This is a genomic window from Thioalkalivibrio sp., from assembly GCF_041690275.1.
Taxonomy (GTDB): domain Bacteria; phylum Pseudomonadota; class Gammaproteobacteria; order Ectothiorhodospirales; family Ectothiorhodospiraceae; genus Thioalkalivibrio.
In genome coordinates this window covers 37632-52297 of sequence record NZ_JAWLHP010000011.1, presented here as the reverse complement: position 1 = coordinate 52297, position 14666 = coordinate 37632, and the positions used below count along the sequence as shown (strand labels likewise).

The 14666-nt window shown below is 66.7% G+C and carries 15 protein-coding genes; 14 read left to right on the top strand and 1 reads right to left on the bottom strand.

The annotated features are described in order from the left end of the window. Positions 1–349 precede the first annotated feature (349 nt). The 13 genes from ACESMN_RS03565 (at position 350) to ACESMN_RS03505 (ending at position 12647) form a co-directional block, all read left to right on the top strand. Entirely contained in the window at positions 350–763 is a 414-nt protein-coding gene (locus tag ACESMN_RS03565) for a hypothetical protein (RefSeq protein WP_373052210.1), read from the top strand. A 65-nt stretch (positions 764–828) separates the two neighbouring features. Further along, positions 829–1395 carry an acyloxyacyl hydrolase gene (locus ACESMN_RS03560; protein ID WP_373052209.1) on the top strand — a complete coding sequence of 189 codons (567 nt, stop codon included), beginning with the start codon at positions 829–831 and terminating at the stop codon, positions 1393–1395. A 402-nt stretch (positions 1396–1797) separates the two neighbouring features. Continuing rightward, positions 1798–2901, top strand: a complete 1104-nt coding sequence (locus ACESMN_RS03555) for an MlaE family ABC transporter permease (protein ID WP_373052208.1) — start codon at positions 1798–1800, stop codon at positions 2899–2901. A gap of 2 nt (positions 2902–2903) precedes the next feature. Next, positions 2904–3662, top strand: a complete 759-nt coding sequence (locus ACESMN_RS03550; protein ID WP_373052207.1) for an ABC transporter ATP-binding protein — start codon at positions 2904–2906, stop codon at positions 3660–3662. A 77-nt stretch (positions 3663–3739) separates the two neighbouring features. Next, positions 3740–4663 (top strand): MlaD family protein, encoded by a 924-nt coding sequence (locus ACESMN_RS03545; protein WP_373052206.1) that lies wholly within the window; start codon positions 3740–3742, stop codon positions 4661–4663. Between the two features lie 73 nt (positions 4664–4736). Then, complete coding sequence (locus tag ACESMN_RS03540) at positions 4737–5366, top strand: ABC-type transport auxiliary lipoprotein family protein (protein ID WP_373052205.1); 630 nt, start codon at positions 4737–4739, stop codon at positions 5364–5366. A 218-nt stretch (positions 5367–5584) separates the two neighbouring features. Further along, complete coding sequence (gene zwf / locus ACESMN_RS03535; protein ID WP_373052204.1) at positions 5585–7129, top strand: glucose-6-phosphate dehydrogenase; 1545 nt, start codon at positions 5585–5587, stop codon at positions 7127–7129. Positions 7130–7384: 255 nt separating this feature from the next. Next, complete coding sequence (locus ACESMN_RS03530; protein ID WP_373052203.1) at positions 7385–7759, top strand: hypothetical protein; 375 nt, start codon at positions 7385–7387, stop codon at positions 7757–7759. Positions 7760–7967: 208 nt separating this feature from the next. After that, positions 7968–8579, top strand: a complete 612-nt coding sequence (locus tag ACESMN_RS03525) for a DoxX family protein (protein WP_373052202.1) — start codon at positions 7968–7970, stop codon at positions 8577–8579. A gap of 80 nt (positions 8580–8659) precedes the next feature. After that, on the top strand, positions 8660–8953 hold the full coding sequence (locus ACESMN_RS03520) for a hypothetical protein (protein ID WP_373052201.1): 294 nt from the start codon (positions 8660–8662) through the stop codon (positions 8951–8953). Continuing rightward, positions 8946–9851 carry a DUF692 domain-containing protein gene (locus tag ACESMN_RS03515; RefSeq protein ID WP_373052200.1) on the top strand — a complete coding sequence of 302 codons (906 nt, stop codon included), beginning with the start codon at positions 8946–8948 and terminating at the stop codon, positions 9849–9851. The genes ACESMN_RS03520 and ACESMN_RS03515 overlap by 8 nt, the downstream gene beginning before the upstream one ends. Beyond that, on the top strand, positions 9844–10623 hold the full coding sequence (locus ACESMN_RS03510; protein ID WP_373052199.1) for a DUF2063 domain-containing protein: 780 nt from the start codon (positions 9844–9846) through the stop codon (positions 10621–10623). Before ACESMN_RS03515 ends, ACESMN_RS03510 begins: the two co-directional genes overlap by 8 nt. Positions 10624–10739: 116 nt before the next feature. Further along, the gene (locus tag ACESMN_RS03505; protein ID WP_373052198.1) at positions 10740–12647 is read left to right on the top strand and encodes a hypothetical protein; all 1908 of its coding nucleotides are present in this window, start codon (positions 10740–10742) and stop codon (positions 12645–12647) included. A 139-nt stretch (positions 12648–12786) separates the two neighbouring features. On the opposite strand, the gene tal is transcribed toward ACESMN_RS03505, so the two are convergent. Then, on the bottom strand, positions 12787–13872 hold the full coding sequence (tal, locus tag ACESMN_RS03500; RefSeq protein WP_373052197.1) for a transaldolase: 1086 nt from the start codon (positions 13870–13872) through the stop codon (positions 12787–12789). A gap of 292 nt (positions 13873–14164) precedes the next feature. Between tal and ACESMN_RS03495 the strand changes: the two genes are divergently transcribed. Next, a partial coding sequence (locus ACESMN_RS03495) for an NAD(P)-binding domain-containing protein (RefSeq protein ID WP_373052196.1) occupies positions 14165–14666 on the top strand: 502 nt, incomplete at its 3' end.

Sequence of the window (14666 nt, the reverse complement as noted above, 5' to 3'; positions counted from 1 at the left end):
ACTGACGGCCCTCCAGACGTCAAGGCGAGAATAGCCCGAGTCAGCCGGGGCGCCCATCAGGGTAACTACGGATCCCCGCCCGCACGCCCGCGGGGTCGGCCGCACGCCCGCGGGGTCGGACCAACCCAAGCCATTGTTTTGAGGTATCCATGAGCTCGATTCCGGGGTGTTTCCGGGTCCTGGCGCCGCCTTTCTGGTGCCGAAAAAGGGTTTCCAGGAAGCCCCCGGCGAGTGGAGCACGCGCGCCGTCCGCGGGCCTTGCCGCATCGGGTACTACGTAGTGCAACGCGCGTGCAGAGCGCCGATGATCCAGTGCATCTCAGTGCAACACGAACGTGGAGCAAGGGCCATGGGACAAGAAAGACGGTTGGAGATTTCGCTGCTGCTGCTGCGGCTTGGCGTATTCGTCGTGATGTTCTTCTGGACGCTGGACAAGTTCGTGGCGCCGGAGCACGCGTCCACGGTCTTCCAGCACTTCTATCATCTGGAGGGGCTCGGCGCGGGCGCCCTGGCCGCAGTCGGTGCGGTACAGCTCGTGGTTGTGCTGGGCTTCGCCGCCGGCCTGTACCGGACCTGGACCTACGGGCTGGTGCTGGCGATGCATGCGATCTCGACCTTATCATCGTGGCCGCAGTATCTTGCCGCCTTCGACAACCTGCTGTTCTTCGCGGCCTGGCCCATGCTCGCCGCCTGCGTGGCGCTGTTCCTGCTCCGGGATTCGGACAACATGGCCAGCCTCGATGCGCTCCGGCTTCGGTCCTGACACCCCGAAGCGCAGATATACGGCCGCGGGTCGCAGTTGCGCGGTCAAATCCTGACCGATATGTGATGAAGAATGATCGCTTAACCCCGACGTCGCGCTGCCGCCGGTCCCGGCTTCTCGCCGTGATCGTGCCTCTCTTCATGCTGGCGATTCCTCCCCTGGCCCAGGCAGAGAGCGGGAGCTTCGGGCTGCGCGGCGGCAGTTCCGTGGGTGACGGCGGCGAACGCTTCGCCGCCACCGAGCTGTTCCTGCGCCACCCCCTACCCTGGGGCCGGCGCCTGGCCGGGGGCTGGCGGTTCACCACCCAGTTCGAGGCAGGTCTTGCCATGCTGGAGCGAGGGGAAGACACCGCTTCCGCCCTTTCCGTGGGCCCGGTAGGCGTCTTGAAACGGGACGGGAGCCGCTGGCACTTCGAGATCGGCGTCAAGCCCACGCTGCTCAGTGAAGACCGCTTCGGGGCGCGGGATCTCGGCGGACAGTTCCATTTCACCAGCCATGCCGGGATTCGCTACGAACTGCGTCCGCGGATTTCGCTGGGGTATCGGCTCCAGCACACCTCGAATGCGGGAATCTCGAGCCCGAATCCCGGCCTGGATCTGCAACTTCTCACCCTGGATCTGGCGTACCGCTGAGCCATTCCGCGCCCGGGGTCGCGGGTGGGCCCAAGGGACGTCGGACAGAAGGCCCGAGATACCGGGCCGGGTGTGAGGGCACGAAGGTCGCTGCCGGATGGAGCGGAGCGCCCCTTCCCCAGCCACTGGGCAGGTGGGGAAGGCGGCTTTTCACTCGACCGGGTGGGACGCATGGCCCACTAGGCATTGCTACCTAGGGTCTGCGCAGCATCCCCATGGTCAAATGGCGGTAGCATATGCCAGAAACGGCGTCCTTCTCGGCGGGGCAGCAATCAGCCTCGGTGAGCGGGGACAGTCTGGAGGTGAGGGTCGTCCCTGGCTTCGGGTCACCACAAAGGGCCCCCGGGCTGTAGCTGAACGGAGCAGTACACCGTACTCGCGGTGCGCAGGCCGAGGATCAACATGCCACGTCCAGCAGCCTTTCAGTTTTCTCCCGGAAGCCTTCGATGCGAGGGAGACTGGCGGCTGCCGGACGTGGCCCGGATCGAGCGCGCACTCGAAGGGCTTCCCGTGGATGACACGGACACCCTGGAGGTCGATACCCACGCCGTGGCCCAGCTGGATCTGGGCGGCTCGCGGCTGCTGGCGCGGCTGGCAGAGCGCGCGCAGCGAAGCGGCGTCCGGGTGAACTATCACGTTCCGGATGCCCACCGGAACATCATCTCGCTGGTCGAAACGGTGCCCCGTCCCGAGGTGTTTCACAAAGCCGGGCCCGGGCCCCTCGGTGGCATCGGCCGGGCAGCCGTGGAGCAGTGGCGGGAGCTCCTCGGCTTTCTGGCCTTCGTCGGCGAGACGTTTCATGAACTCTTCCTGCGCTTCTCCCAGCCGACCCGGTTCCGGCCGCTGCGCCTGCTCGCCGAAATGGAACACGGAGGCGTACGCGCGGTACCCATCGTTGCGGTACTGAGTTTCCTGGTGGGGGTGGTCATCGCCTATCAGCTCAGCACGGCCCTGGAGCCGTACGGCGCGGCCGTGTTTCTGCCGGAACTGCTCACCATCACCATCCTGCGTGAGCTCGGGCCTCTGGTGACGGCAATCGTGGTGGCCGGGCGCACGGCCTCCGCCTACGCGGCCGAGCTTGGCACGATGCAGATCAACGAGGAGATCGACGCCCTGCGCACGCTCGGCGTCAGCCCCTACGACATGCTGATCCTGCCCAAGGTACTGGGTCTGCTCCTGGTGTTGCCACTGCTCACGGTGCTGGCCGATATCAGCGGAATGGGTGGCGGTGTGCTGGTCAACTGGGTCGCTCATGGCCAGGGCGTCGCCAGCTTCCTCAACCGCCTCCCGGAGGGAATGGATCAACGGCACCTCTGGCTGGGGCTCAGCAAGACGCCGGTGTACGCGGTGGTAATCGCCGCCATCGGCTGCCGCCAGGGCCTGCGGGTCGCGCGCGGTGCCGGCGGGGTCGGACAGGCGACGACGCGGGCAGTGGTGCAGGCCATCTTCGCGGTCATCGTGGTCAATGCGGTGTTTTCCGTCGTCTTCAACATGCGGGGTCTGTAGCCGTGGAAGCGGGAAGGCGGGAGCCGCTGATCCGGGTGCGCGGGCTGGTGAACCGGTTCGGCTCCACGACGGTCCACCAGGGGCTCGATCTCGACGTCTGGCCGGGCGAGATACTGGGCGTGGTCGGTGGCAGCGGAGCGGGCAAGACGGTGCTGCTGCGTGCCCTGCTGTCGCTGCGCCAGCCCCAGGCAGGTAGCGTGACGATCTCGGGTGACGAAATGGTCGGCGTCGCCGAGTCGGTCCTGCGACGGCGCCGCCAGAGGATCGGGATGCTGTTTCAGAACGGCGCGCTGTTCGGTGGCCTGAGCCTCCTGGACAACATCTCCTTCCCCCTGCGCGAGCACACCCGCCTGTCCCGCGCGGTCATCGAGGAGCTTGCCCTGATCAAGCTGCGGATGGCGGGTCTGGACGCCAAGGCGGCCAACCTGTTTCCCAACGAGCTCAGCGGCGGCATGGTTCGGCGCGGCTCGCTCGCGCGTGCCCTGATCATGGATCCCGAGTTGCTGATACTGGACGAGCCGACCGCCGGCCTCGATCCGGTCAACGCGGCCAACTTCGACGAGCTGATCCTCGACCTGAAGAGTCTGCTTGGGTTGACCGTGCTGCTGGTCACGCACGACCTGGATTCGCTCTGGCGCATCACCGATCGCGTGGTCTTCCTTGGCGACGGCCGAGTGCTCGAAGAGGGATCCGTGGAAGACATGAGCCGCTCGGAGATTCCGCAGGTGGCAAGCTATTTCAAGCAGCGACGAAAGCACTGAATGCGAATGCGAACGCCCTCCAGGCGGGCTGTGTACCCGCCAACGGAGGCTGACGCGAAGACGGATGGGGAGGTGTGATGGAAACCCAGAGCAACTACACGCTGATCGGACTCTTCGTCGTCGGTCTCACGTCGGCGGTGGTCGTGCTCAGCCTGTGGCTGATCGGTGAGACCGGACGCGGCGAGACCGAGGCGTATCTGGTCTATGTCGAGGAATCCGTCTCGGGGCTGGAACCGAACTCGCGGGTGCGCATGCACGGAGTGCCGGTGGGACGCGTTGAATCGATCGCGCTGGATCCCCGCGACCCGGAGCGGGTTCGCGTCCGGCTGGAGCTTGCCGCCGGTACGCCGGTGCGGACGGATACCGAGGCCACGCTGCGCAACGAGGGATTGACGGGGCTGATGCGCCTGGAGCTTACCGGCGGCAGCCCCGATGCCGAGCCATTGAGCCGGCGCGGGGAGCAACCGTTCCCCGTGATCCAATACCGGCCGTCGCTGCTGGCCAACCTGGAGGGCGGTGTGGAGTCCGGGGTGGACGCGATGGAGGTCCTCTCCCGTCAGATGCAGCGTTCTCTCACGGATGAGAACGTGGATGCGCTGACCGACAGCATCCACGACCTGCGCGGCTTTGCCGCGTCCCTCGCGCGCAATTCCGGGGAACTGGACCGGATCATGAACAGCACCGCCGCAATCGGCGAGGCCGGGGAGGACCTCGTGCGACGATTGCCGACCACCCTGGACCGCCTGGATCGGACCCTGGCGCGTTTCGAGGGACTGGCGGACGATCTCCAGGTCACCAACACCGAAGTCACTGCCACGGTGACCGCGAGCCGCGAGGGTGTGGAGACATTGACCCGGCACACCATTCCGGAGATCGATCTGCTGCTGCGGGACCTCCGCCGGCTCAGTGCCAGTCTCCAGCACCTGAGCAATGACCTCGGTGAACAGCCGACGATGCTGCTGTTCGGCCGGTCCCAGCCACCCCCCGGTCCCGGTGAATGACATGACCACACCGATATCCGGCAGCATCGTCACGGCGCCCCGACGAAAGGCGCGCCAGCAAGGGAGATCAGCCATGCATCTCGTCAGCAGCGCGCTGGTGACGGTCCTGCTGGCGCTGACCACCGCCTGCGCAATCGGACCCGAACGGAGCGAGGCCCCGACGGGGCATATGCTCGAGTGGGCTGGGTCCGAAGAGACTGCGGCCGAGGGTCTGGGTGTCGCGATTCAGGTCAATATGCCGGCAGCCTATCCCGGTTACCAGAGCGCGCGCATGGCCTATCGCCAGGAGCGGCACACGCTTCGGTACTTCGCCTACAACCGCTGGGCGGATACACCGGCGCGGCTGGTGGGCGCCGCGCTCACGGAGGCCCTGTCCGGCACCGGCCTGTTCGAGGATGTCGCTGCTCCCGGTTCGCGGGTCCGCGCCGCCTATCGCCTGGACACCGACCTGATCCGCCTGGAACAGCGCTTCGATGCCGACGGCAGCAACATCCACCTGTCCATCCGCTATCGCCTCGTGGACCTGGCGAGCCGCCGTAGTCTGGGCAGCCTGCATCACGACATCACCGTGCCCAGCGCCACCGACGATCCTCGGGGCGGCGTCGACGCCGCCAACCGTGCCCTCCGGGAGAGTTTTCAGGACCTCTTCGACGCGTTGCCCGGCTGGATCGGGGGACAGGAGGCACAGGGGGCAGATCTCTGAAGGGCGGGGGCAGGGCGGGGACAGACTTGCAAATCTGTCCCCGGGGGTCGCCGATGAACCGCTTCGCCGACGGCCTGGGACTGAACGTGATCCCCGAGGACTGCGAGCACGAGGGTGCGGCGCGATGCTCGCCCCGGGCTGGCGCTACGGATTCCCACGTATGTTGCCGCCGCTTCGCGACTGTTTAACTGTCCACCACGTTCACGTGGAGTCTGATCATGGACAGCAGCACGACGCAGTCGCTTCCGGTTACCGGGGAACGCTCGGGCATGCCGCAGGATGCCCTGGATCCGTCGGCCGTGGATGCCTGTGTGCTGGTGATCTTCGGCGGCGCCGGGGATCTCGCGCGACGCAAGCTGATTCCCGCGCTTGCCCAGCTGGACCGTTCCGGCCATCTGCCGCCGGGATTCCGGATCCTCGGAGTCGGCATCGAGAAGATGGGCGACGAGGACTATCGTGCCCTGCTCCGCGAGGCCTCGGACGATGAGGCGGACTGGACGGGCTTCGCGCAGCGCCTTTCCTGGCTCCACGGGGATTTTCTGCAGGCGGAGACACACGAGCGGCTTTCCGCGGTCCTCGACGGGTCCAGCCTCGGGAATCGCCTGTTCTACCTGGCCACTCCGCCGAGCACCGCACCGGGCATCATCGAACACCTCGCCGCGGCGGGCTTGAGCAGGGAGGAGCGCGGCTGGACGCGGATCGTCCTGGAGAAGCCCTTCGGGAGCGACCTGGCCACGGCGCAGGCCCTTAACGCGGCGGTGGCGGAGGGCTTCGGGGAGCACCAGGTCTACCGGATCGACCACTACCTCGGAAAGGAGACCGTCCAGAACATCCTGTTCTTCCGTTTCGGGAACGCGCTGTTCGAGCCGGTCTGGAACCGCAACCACGTCGAGTACGTCGAGATCACCGCGGCCGAGCCGCTGGGCGTGGGTCATCGCGCGGGCTACTACGAGGAGTCCGGTGCCCTGCGCGACATGGTCGCCAACCATCTGATGCAGTTGCTGGCGCTCACCGCGATGGAGGCCCCGGTCGCGTTCGATGCCGACGCGGTGCGCGACAAGAAGATCGAGGTGTGGCGCTCCATTCGCCCGATGTCGCCCGAGGAGATCCGCCGGCACACGGTCAGGGCGCAGTACGGTCCCGGGACGGTTGCTGGCGAACCGGTGCCGGGCTGGCTCAACGAGTCCGGTGTGGCCCGGGAGTCGCGCACCGAGACCTACGCGGCGCTCGACCTGCGCATCGACAACTGGCGCTGGGCGGGAGTGCCGTTCTACCTGCGCACGGGAAAGCGTCTGGCGAGGCACGTGACCGAGATCGCGGTGCATTTCCGGCAACCGCCCCTGTCCCTGTTTCCGTCTGACGAGGAGCTGGAATCCAACGTGATCGTTCTTCGGCTGCAGCCGGACGAGGGCATCAGTCTCGCCTTCGGGGCCAAGCAGCCGGGGTCCGATCGCCGCACCGTTCCCGTATCCATGGACTTCTGCTACCAGCAGTCCTTCGGAGCCGCATCGGCCTCCGCCTACTCGGCGCTGCTCCTCGACGCAATGCGCGGCGACGCCACGCTGTTCACTCGCCGTGACGGGGTCGAGGCCCAGTGGCGGGTGATCACGCCAATCGAGGAGGCCTGGGCGGCGGCGCCGTCCGAGCCGCCGGATTCCTATCCTGCGGGCAGCGAGGGCCCGCCCACGGCGGACCGGTTACTGGAAAGGAACGGTCATCGCTGGCGGCCTCTGGACGGAAACACCGGCGGCTGCGCGAGCTGAGGTCGCCATTCCTGCGGCAGTCCCGTGCGCGCGCGAACGCGTGGGTCCGTTGCGTGGTGACCCGGAAAGGCGTTCTCCAACGCCGGAGAATTCGTGATGACCCGCCCCTGCATGCGGACGGGTTCCCTGGTTTTTCAGAAGAATGGGGGTCTTTATGAAGGTGTTCTGATAGATATTCCGGTAGTCCATCCATACCGCGAGCCTGCGCTGCAGGCGCGGCGCTTAAAGCAAAAAAATCCTCTGAGGAGACACATCATGAACAATCCAATCATCCGCCTGCTGGGTCTCGGCATGCTGGCGTTCACGCTGAGCGGCATGGCCCTTGCCGGCACGCCCGTGACCGAGGACGGCGTGACCACGATTCACCTCGATCAGTACAACGGCTACTTCGCCGCGGAGGAGACCCTTGCCGGCCTTGAGCCGGGTACCTACGAGTTCGTGGTTACCAACAAGGCGGGCAAGGTCGCCGGATTCCAGGTGCAGTCCCTGGAGAGCCGCGAGCAACTCACCATGTTTCCGCTGGAGCCCGGCGAGACGAAGTCGAGCCGTGTCGAGATCAGCAGCGAGGGCTTCCGCTATCGCTGCCCGATCAACCCGACCCCCTGGTACGAGGTGGGCGTCAGCGGTTGATCGGCCAATCCGTCCAGATCCGGCCCTGGTTTGATCCGGGGTCGGGTCCGGCCCCGTGGGAGGCCAACCCCCGGGGCGATCTTCCCCGGCGCTGGAATCGGACGGGTGAGTGGAGGGGAGCTTCAAGTTACGTAAAGATCCGTATGCCCAAGCCTTGGACTCGGCCATAGTCTTAGCAGTCAAAGGCCACGAACAAGAGGAACGAACGATGCTGACGGCACTTGCGATACGCGCCCAGAGGCTTCTGGACATGACACGGGCGGTGGATTTCCTGGCACCCTTGCTGCTGCGGCTGTACCTGGCACCGATCTTCTGGATGGCGGGAACCAACAAGCTGGATGGCTTGCTGCCCAAGGAGAGTGTCGTGACCTGGTTCGGTAATCCGGACTGGGGCCTGGGGATGCCGTTTCCGTTTGTGATGGCCCTGTTGTCGGCCTATGCGGAGGTGCTGGGAGCGATCGCATTGCTGATCGGACTTGCCACGCGCTGGTTCTCGATCCCGCTGATGGTCACGATGGTGGTGGCCGCGGTCACGGTGCACCTGGAGCACGGCTGGCAGCGCATCTCCGACCCGATGATGTGCCTGTTCAACTGCTCCGGCATCGAGGAAGCGCAGATGCGCCTGGATCGGGCCAAGTCGATCCTGCAGGAACACGGCAACTACAACTGGCTGACTGAGACCGGCAACTTTGCGGTCGTGAACAACGGCATCGAGATGGCGGCCACCTTTTTCGTAATGCTCCTGGTACTGTTCTTCTGGGGCGCCGGCCGGTATCTGAGTGTGGACTACTACATCCGTCGCAAGGTGATGGGTAGTTGAGGCAGGGCTGCATCGAGCAGCCATCAATGGAACGGGCCTGGCCCGTAAATCAAGCACGACCAACTGAAGAGGGTTAGACGATGAAGAACGAACTGTTTTCCAGCAAGGCGATTTTGACTGCGGGTGCGTCCGGCGCAACGGTGGCGAGCCCGGCGTTTGCGGCGGTGGATCTGGAGGCGGATCTGGCGATGACCGCGGAGGACGAGGCGCTGATGGTGGCCGAAGAAGGCTCCTGCGGCGAGGGCACCTGCGGCGAAGCCGACGGTGGCGGTGACGAGGGCAGTTGCGGCGAAGGCACCTGCGGTGAAGGCGGCGGTGAGGAAGAAACCAGCGGTGAAGAAGGCAGCTGCGGTGAAGGAACCTGCGGTGGCTGAGGAACGGCCTCCGGCGCACCCGGCCCGCGCGAGCGGGCCGGGGCTGGGACTGCGGCGGGCCCTTCTGGGCCCGTTCGCTCGTGAGCCCCAGGCGCTGGAGCGCCTGGGTTTTCTGGAGGCGGCGCCGGAGAACTGGATGCACCTGGGCGGTCGGCTGGGTCGGGTCTTCCGCTCGTACACCGAGGCCCATGCGTTCGTCTGTCACGGTCTGTCACTGGACATCGGCGGACCACGACCACTGGATTGGGATTTTCTGAGGGCGTTGCGTGCGTTTCTGGACACCCACGGGATCGACGACTACAGCGAACACCTGTCGGCCTGCGGCGATGGGCGGGGACATCTGTACGACCTGATGCCGATCCCCTTCACCGAGGAAGCGGTGCATTATGTGGCGGACCGGGTGCGGCAGGTGCAGGACGTGCTGGGTCGGCGGCTGGCGCTGGAGAACGTGTCCTATTACGCACCGCTGGGTGGCGAGCTGGACGAGGCGACATTCATTCGAGCGGTGCTGGAGGAGGCGGACTGCGATCTGCTTCTGGACGTGAACAACATTGTGGTGAACAGCATCAACCACCGTTATGACGCGGTGACCTTTCTCCATGCGCTGCCGCTGGAGCGCACGCGGTACATCCACCTGGCCGGGCATGAGGAGGAGGCCGAGGACCTGCGGGTGGACACGCACGGGCGTCCGGTCGGGTCGGCGGCGTGGGACCTGCTGGCCGCGGCCTACGAGCGCCTCGGGCCGGTGCCGACCCTGCTGGAGCGGGATTTCAACTTTCCGCCCCTGGAAGAACTCCTGCAGGAGGTCGACCGGATTCGGAGACTGCAGGAAGAGGCGCAACGGGTCTCCGGCGACCTCACCACAGGCCGTTCAAGCCAACAGGTGGCATATGCCTGATCCGGGCTTCCAGCGGGTTCAGCAGGCCCTGGCCGATCATCTGCGCGATCCCGAGCAGTTCCCGCCGCCCGCGGGCATCGAGCCGCGCAGGCTCGAGATCTATCGGCGCCTGTTCTACAACAACGTGCTGAATCTTCTCGGCAAGGGGTTCCCGGTCCTGAAGGCGGTGGTGGGCCCCGAGCTTTGGCCCCGCCTGGTACGCGATTTCTATCGTGAGCACGATTCCCGTACGCCGTATTTCCCCCAGTTCGGCGAGGAGTTCGTCCGTTATCTGGCAGAGGAGCGGACGCCGCGGCAGGAAGACTGGCCGTTCATCGCGGAACTCGCGCACTTCGAGCGGGTGAAGAAGGGCCTGCTGAATGCAGCGGACCGGGACGCGCCAAGTCGGGAGCAGCGGACCGTCGATCCGTTATCGGGCGTCCCGTCGCTGGTTCCCGATGCCCGTCTGCTCGCGTACGAGTTTCCTGTGCACCGTATCGGCGAGGACTTCAGGCCCGAGCGCCCGGGCACGGATCCGACCTACCTGCTGGTATACCGTGCCGGGCCGAAGCGCGTGCGCGTTGCGGTGCTGAATCCGCTGGGCGCCCGGCTGCTCTGGCGTATCCAGGAGGAACCCTGCAGCGGCGACGATCAGCTGCACCGCACCCTCGATGACTTCGGCCTCGAGCAGGACGGGCCCCTGCGTCGCCAGGGCGAGAGACTGCTGAGGCGCTTTCAAGAGCTGGGCGTGCTGGTGGTGTCGGCCCCGGAGACGGCGACGGCCGCGCATTGAGGGCCGGGTCTCCCCCGTGGACCGGGAAGCGGTATCCGGACGCCGGGGTGGGTTCCCGGGCAGGGGCCAGTGGCGCATGCTTCGTTCCGGACACACCGTAAGGAGTGGCAAGCGTCGTGCCCGAGAATGAAATCCCGCCGCTGCTTCCGCGTTTCCGCGAAGGATTGCGCTGGTCACTGCAGCTTGGCGGCCGGTTCCTGCGCGAGGCGCCGGGCGGTACGAGCCTGGTGGTGCTGGCCACAGTGCTCTCGCAGCTGGCGATGCTGCTGGCCTTCTTCCTGCCCCTGAAGGTGGTGATCCTGCTGGGGTCCGAGCGGATCCCGCGCTACTTCCCGGCGGCCCTCGCCGAATTTGATCGGGACACGCTGATCGTCGCCCTGACGCTGGCGACGGTGGGTGCCTTCGGGGTCTACCTGCTGGCGGAGCGACTGATCCGTTTCGGATCCGATCGGGGAGCGCGCAGGATTCTGGAGCGCAGCCGCAAGGTCGTGCTCTTCGAGGACCAGGACGGGATCGCCACGCGGGCCTACCGGCGCTACGCGGTGATCCCGGCGGGGCTGGTCTTCCTGCTGCTTGGAACGGCGGTGCTGGCTGTGCTGTACCCCTCGGTCCTGGGCCTCATGATCGCGTTCCTGTCCCTGGTCGCGCTGCTGGTCGTGCTCGGAAGCCGCTTCAGTGGCGGGTTGCGCCGTAAGGTGCTCGCGCCACCGAGGACGTGGCTTCCGGGAGTCGCGGGCTTCGGTTTCCTGCTGGTGTTCGTGTGGCTGGTCGCGGACTATCTGTACCGCGATCCGCCGGGTCTGCTCGCCGCGATCGTCGCGCTGCTGCTGGCGCGGCAGATGCTGAATCGACTGGCAGGGATGGTGACCTCCCTGGTCTCCCTGAATCGCGAAAGGCCGCGCCTGGATGCCCTTTTCTTTCACCATCAGGTGTTCCAGCGCCGCCGCCAGGGTCGCGGAGAGGGCCTGTGGGCGCTACTGGCCGAGGCGGAGCGCGAGGAATGGTTGCCGCGGGTATTACGGGAGCTGGAGGATGCTCCGGGACGGGTGCGCAGGAGCGAGTGGTGGCAGACCCGGGTGCCGGACGTGATGGCGATTCATTGCGAGATGGAGGGCTCCGAACCGCGCCTGGTCAAGGTCTTCGGCCCCCATCGGTCCGGGGAGGCGCGTCACGAGGCGAGCCTGCTGGCGGATCCGCCTGCGGATCTGCCCGCCCCGGGCTGGATCGGCGCCACTCTGGTCGACGGCCTTCACTGCCACGTCCTGCGATTGCCCGAGGAAACCGCGCAGGTGGCCACCCGTCGGGACCCGGCGCCGGAGGACGACGATGGCCCGGGGAATCGTGCCGGGTCGACGGATTCCGGGAGATCGCCGGACCCAGGAGAGGCCGGGCCGTCCCCAGAGGGATCGGCGGCCCCGGATCTTGCGGAACTGGCGTACCGGTTCCGGCGGTCGCTGATCGCGGTGGAACCGCCCGAAGAGCTCGCCGGGCGCTACGGGCGCTCGCGACCGTTGCTCTGGCAACGCCTGGACCGGGCGATGTTCGAGCGCGCGCGACTCGTGGCCGACGTCACCGCGCGCGAGACCATCGATGAACTGCTTGCAGACTTCCAGGCCATCGTGGACCGGGTGCGCAGCCTGCCGTGGGTGTTCGTGAACCGTCAGTTGAACCCGGGGACGCTGGCCACGGCGGGCGACGACGTGATCGCCCTGCACTGGGGGCGCTGGGGTCTGGAAACGGTGGGCACGGCCTGGCCGCTGGCGGCCCTGGAACCCGACACGCTCTCCAGGCTCCTGGCAGAGGTGGGGCCCCGGCGTCCGGCCCTGGCCGATGTGCCTCCCGCGGGCGTGCGCCTGGCCGGGCTGCTGTCACTGATGGAACGCCTGTACCTTGCCCAGCGCTATGCCGACATCCTGGAACTGCTGCCCGAGCTGGAAGGGACATGGCGCAGTCTCGGCCGCGAGGCCGGCCCAGCGTCGGCGCGCGCCGCGGCCACGGCCTTGGTCCAGGGACACCCGGAGTAACGACCACGGCGGCGCGCGCCACGCCCGGCGCCATTTGCGGGTGGCGGCCTTCGGCCGGTGCCGCCCCCGCTTGCTCCATCGCACGGGATGGCCGTCGCCGAGAGCGCTACGTCTGTTCGTCACGAGGTCGGTACGGTCTTCAGCTGGCCTGTGTCAGCGCCGCACCCTTCTCGGCGATGCGGGCGAGCAGCTTGTTCCAGGACTTGATGAAGGCCTGCGCGCCTTCATGCTGCAACTGCACCGCCAGTTCATCGATATCGATTCCGGCATCCGCGAAGCGTGCGAGCATTGCCCGGGCCTGATGGTCGTCCCCGTCCAGCCTGCGGTCGACAACGCCGTGCTTCGAGAAGGCGATGAGTGTCTTTTCAGGGAGGGTGTTGATGGTCTGTGGCGCGGCCAGCGCCTCCACGTACAGGGTCTCGGAGGCGTCGGGGTCCTTCGTGCCCGTGCTCGCCCAGAGCAGCCGCTGGGGCGACGCCCCTGCCTCGGCAAGCCGACGCCAGCGCGCGGATGACAGGAGTTCGCGATAGGCCTTATAGGTGCTTTCGCCGATCGCGATGCCCAGCCGGTTCTGGAGGTCCGTCGGGACCCTGTCCCTGACCGCGGTATCCCAGCGGCTGATGAACAGGGAGGCGACGGAGCCGACACGGGGGTCGCGTCCCGCCTCCAGCCGTCGCTCGATGCCGCGCAGGTAGGCCTCCGCGGCCTGCAGATAGTGCTCGCGCGAAAACAGCAGGGTGACGTTGACCGGAATGCCGTTGAAGATGGATTCCTCGATCGCCGGAATGCCCTCCGGGGTACCCGGAATCTTCACGAACAGGTTGTCGCGATCGGCCTGTTGATGAATCTGGCGCGCGGCCTCGATGCTGCCCGCCGTGTCCGCGACAAGCAGTGGCGAGATCTCCATCGAGACCCAGCCGTCGACCTGGCCGCTGGCGTCGAAGACGGGCCGGAACAGATCGGCGGCGCGCCGCAGGTCTTCAAGGGCCAGTTCGATGAACAGGGACTCCTCGGATTCGGCTGCCCCGGCCTTCTCGCGGATGCAGGCGTCGTAGGTCTCCCCGTTGCCGATCGCGGCGTCGAAGATGCTTGGATTGGAGGTCAGCCCGGTGATCGAGTCGTCGTCGATGTAACGGCGCAGGGTACCGTTGTCGAGCATGTCGCGCGTGATGTTGTCCAGCCACAGGCTCTGTCCCAGGTCTTGCAGTTCGCGGGTCGGTTTCATCATTTCTCCTCGGGCCATGGTGATGGGCGTGCGTATTCGGGCAGCGTGCGGACCTTCCAGGACCACGGTACGGATGCGGCCCGAACGCGCACATACGCACTAGTGCGTAGTGTGGTCGAGGGCCCCTGCGGGCACCATGTTCGGGAACAGGGCGGGTCTGGCCCGTTCGTGTCGCGACACGTCGAGGGCGGGGCGCGTCCGTGGTCATCACCGGCGCGTGACGCCGGTCCCGCAGGTCGCACGCAGCGAGCCGCCCCCGCTCCCGAACGATCCCGAACAACAGGAGAGTCCCATGCAACTTGGCATGATCGGTCTGGGAAGAATGGGTGCCGACATGGTGCGCCGACTGCAGCGTGACGGTCATCAGTGCGTTGTCTTCGACCAGTCTCCGGACGCGGTGGAGGCCCTGGCGGGGGAGGAGGCCGTCGGCGCTTCCTCTCTGTCCGATCTGGTGGCACGGCTGGAAGGCCCCCGAGTGATCTGGATGATGATTCCCAGTGTGTTCGTGGAGCCGCTGATCGGGGATCTCCGGCCCCTGATCGAGGCCGGAGACATCCTCGTGGATGGCGGCAATTCCTACTATGTCGACGACATCCGCATTGCGCAGGAGCTTGCGGAACAGGGCGTGCATTTCGTCGATTGCGGTACCAGCGGTGGTGTCAAGGGCCTGGAACGCGGCTACTGCCTGATGATCGGCGGGCCGGAGCCGGCGGTGACCCATCTCGACCCCGTGTTCCGGACGCTGGCGCCGGGCATGGGTGACATCCCGCGGACACCGGGGCGGGAGCGGATCG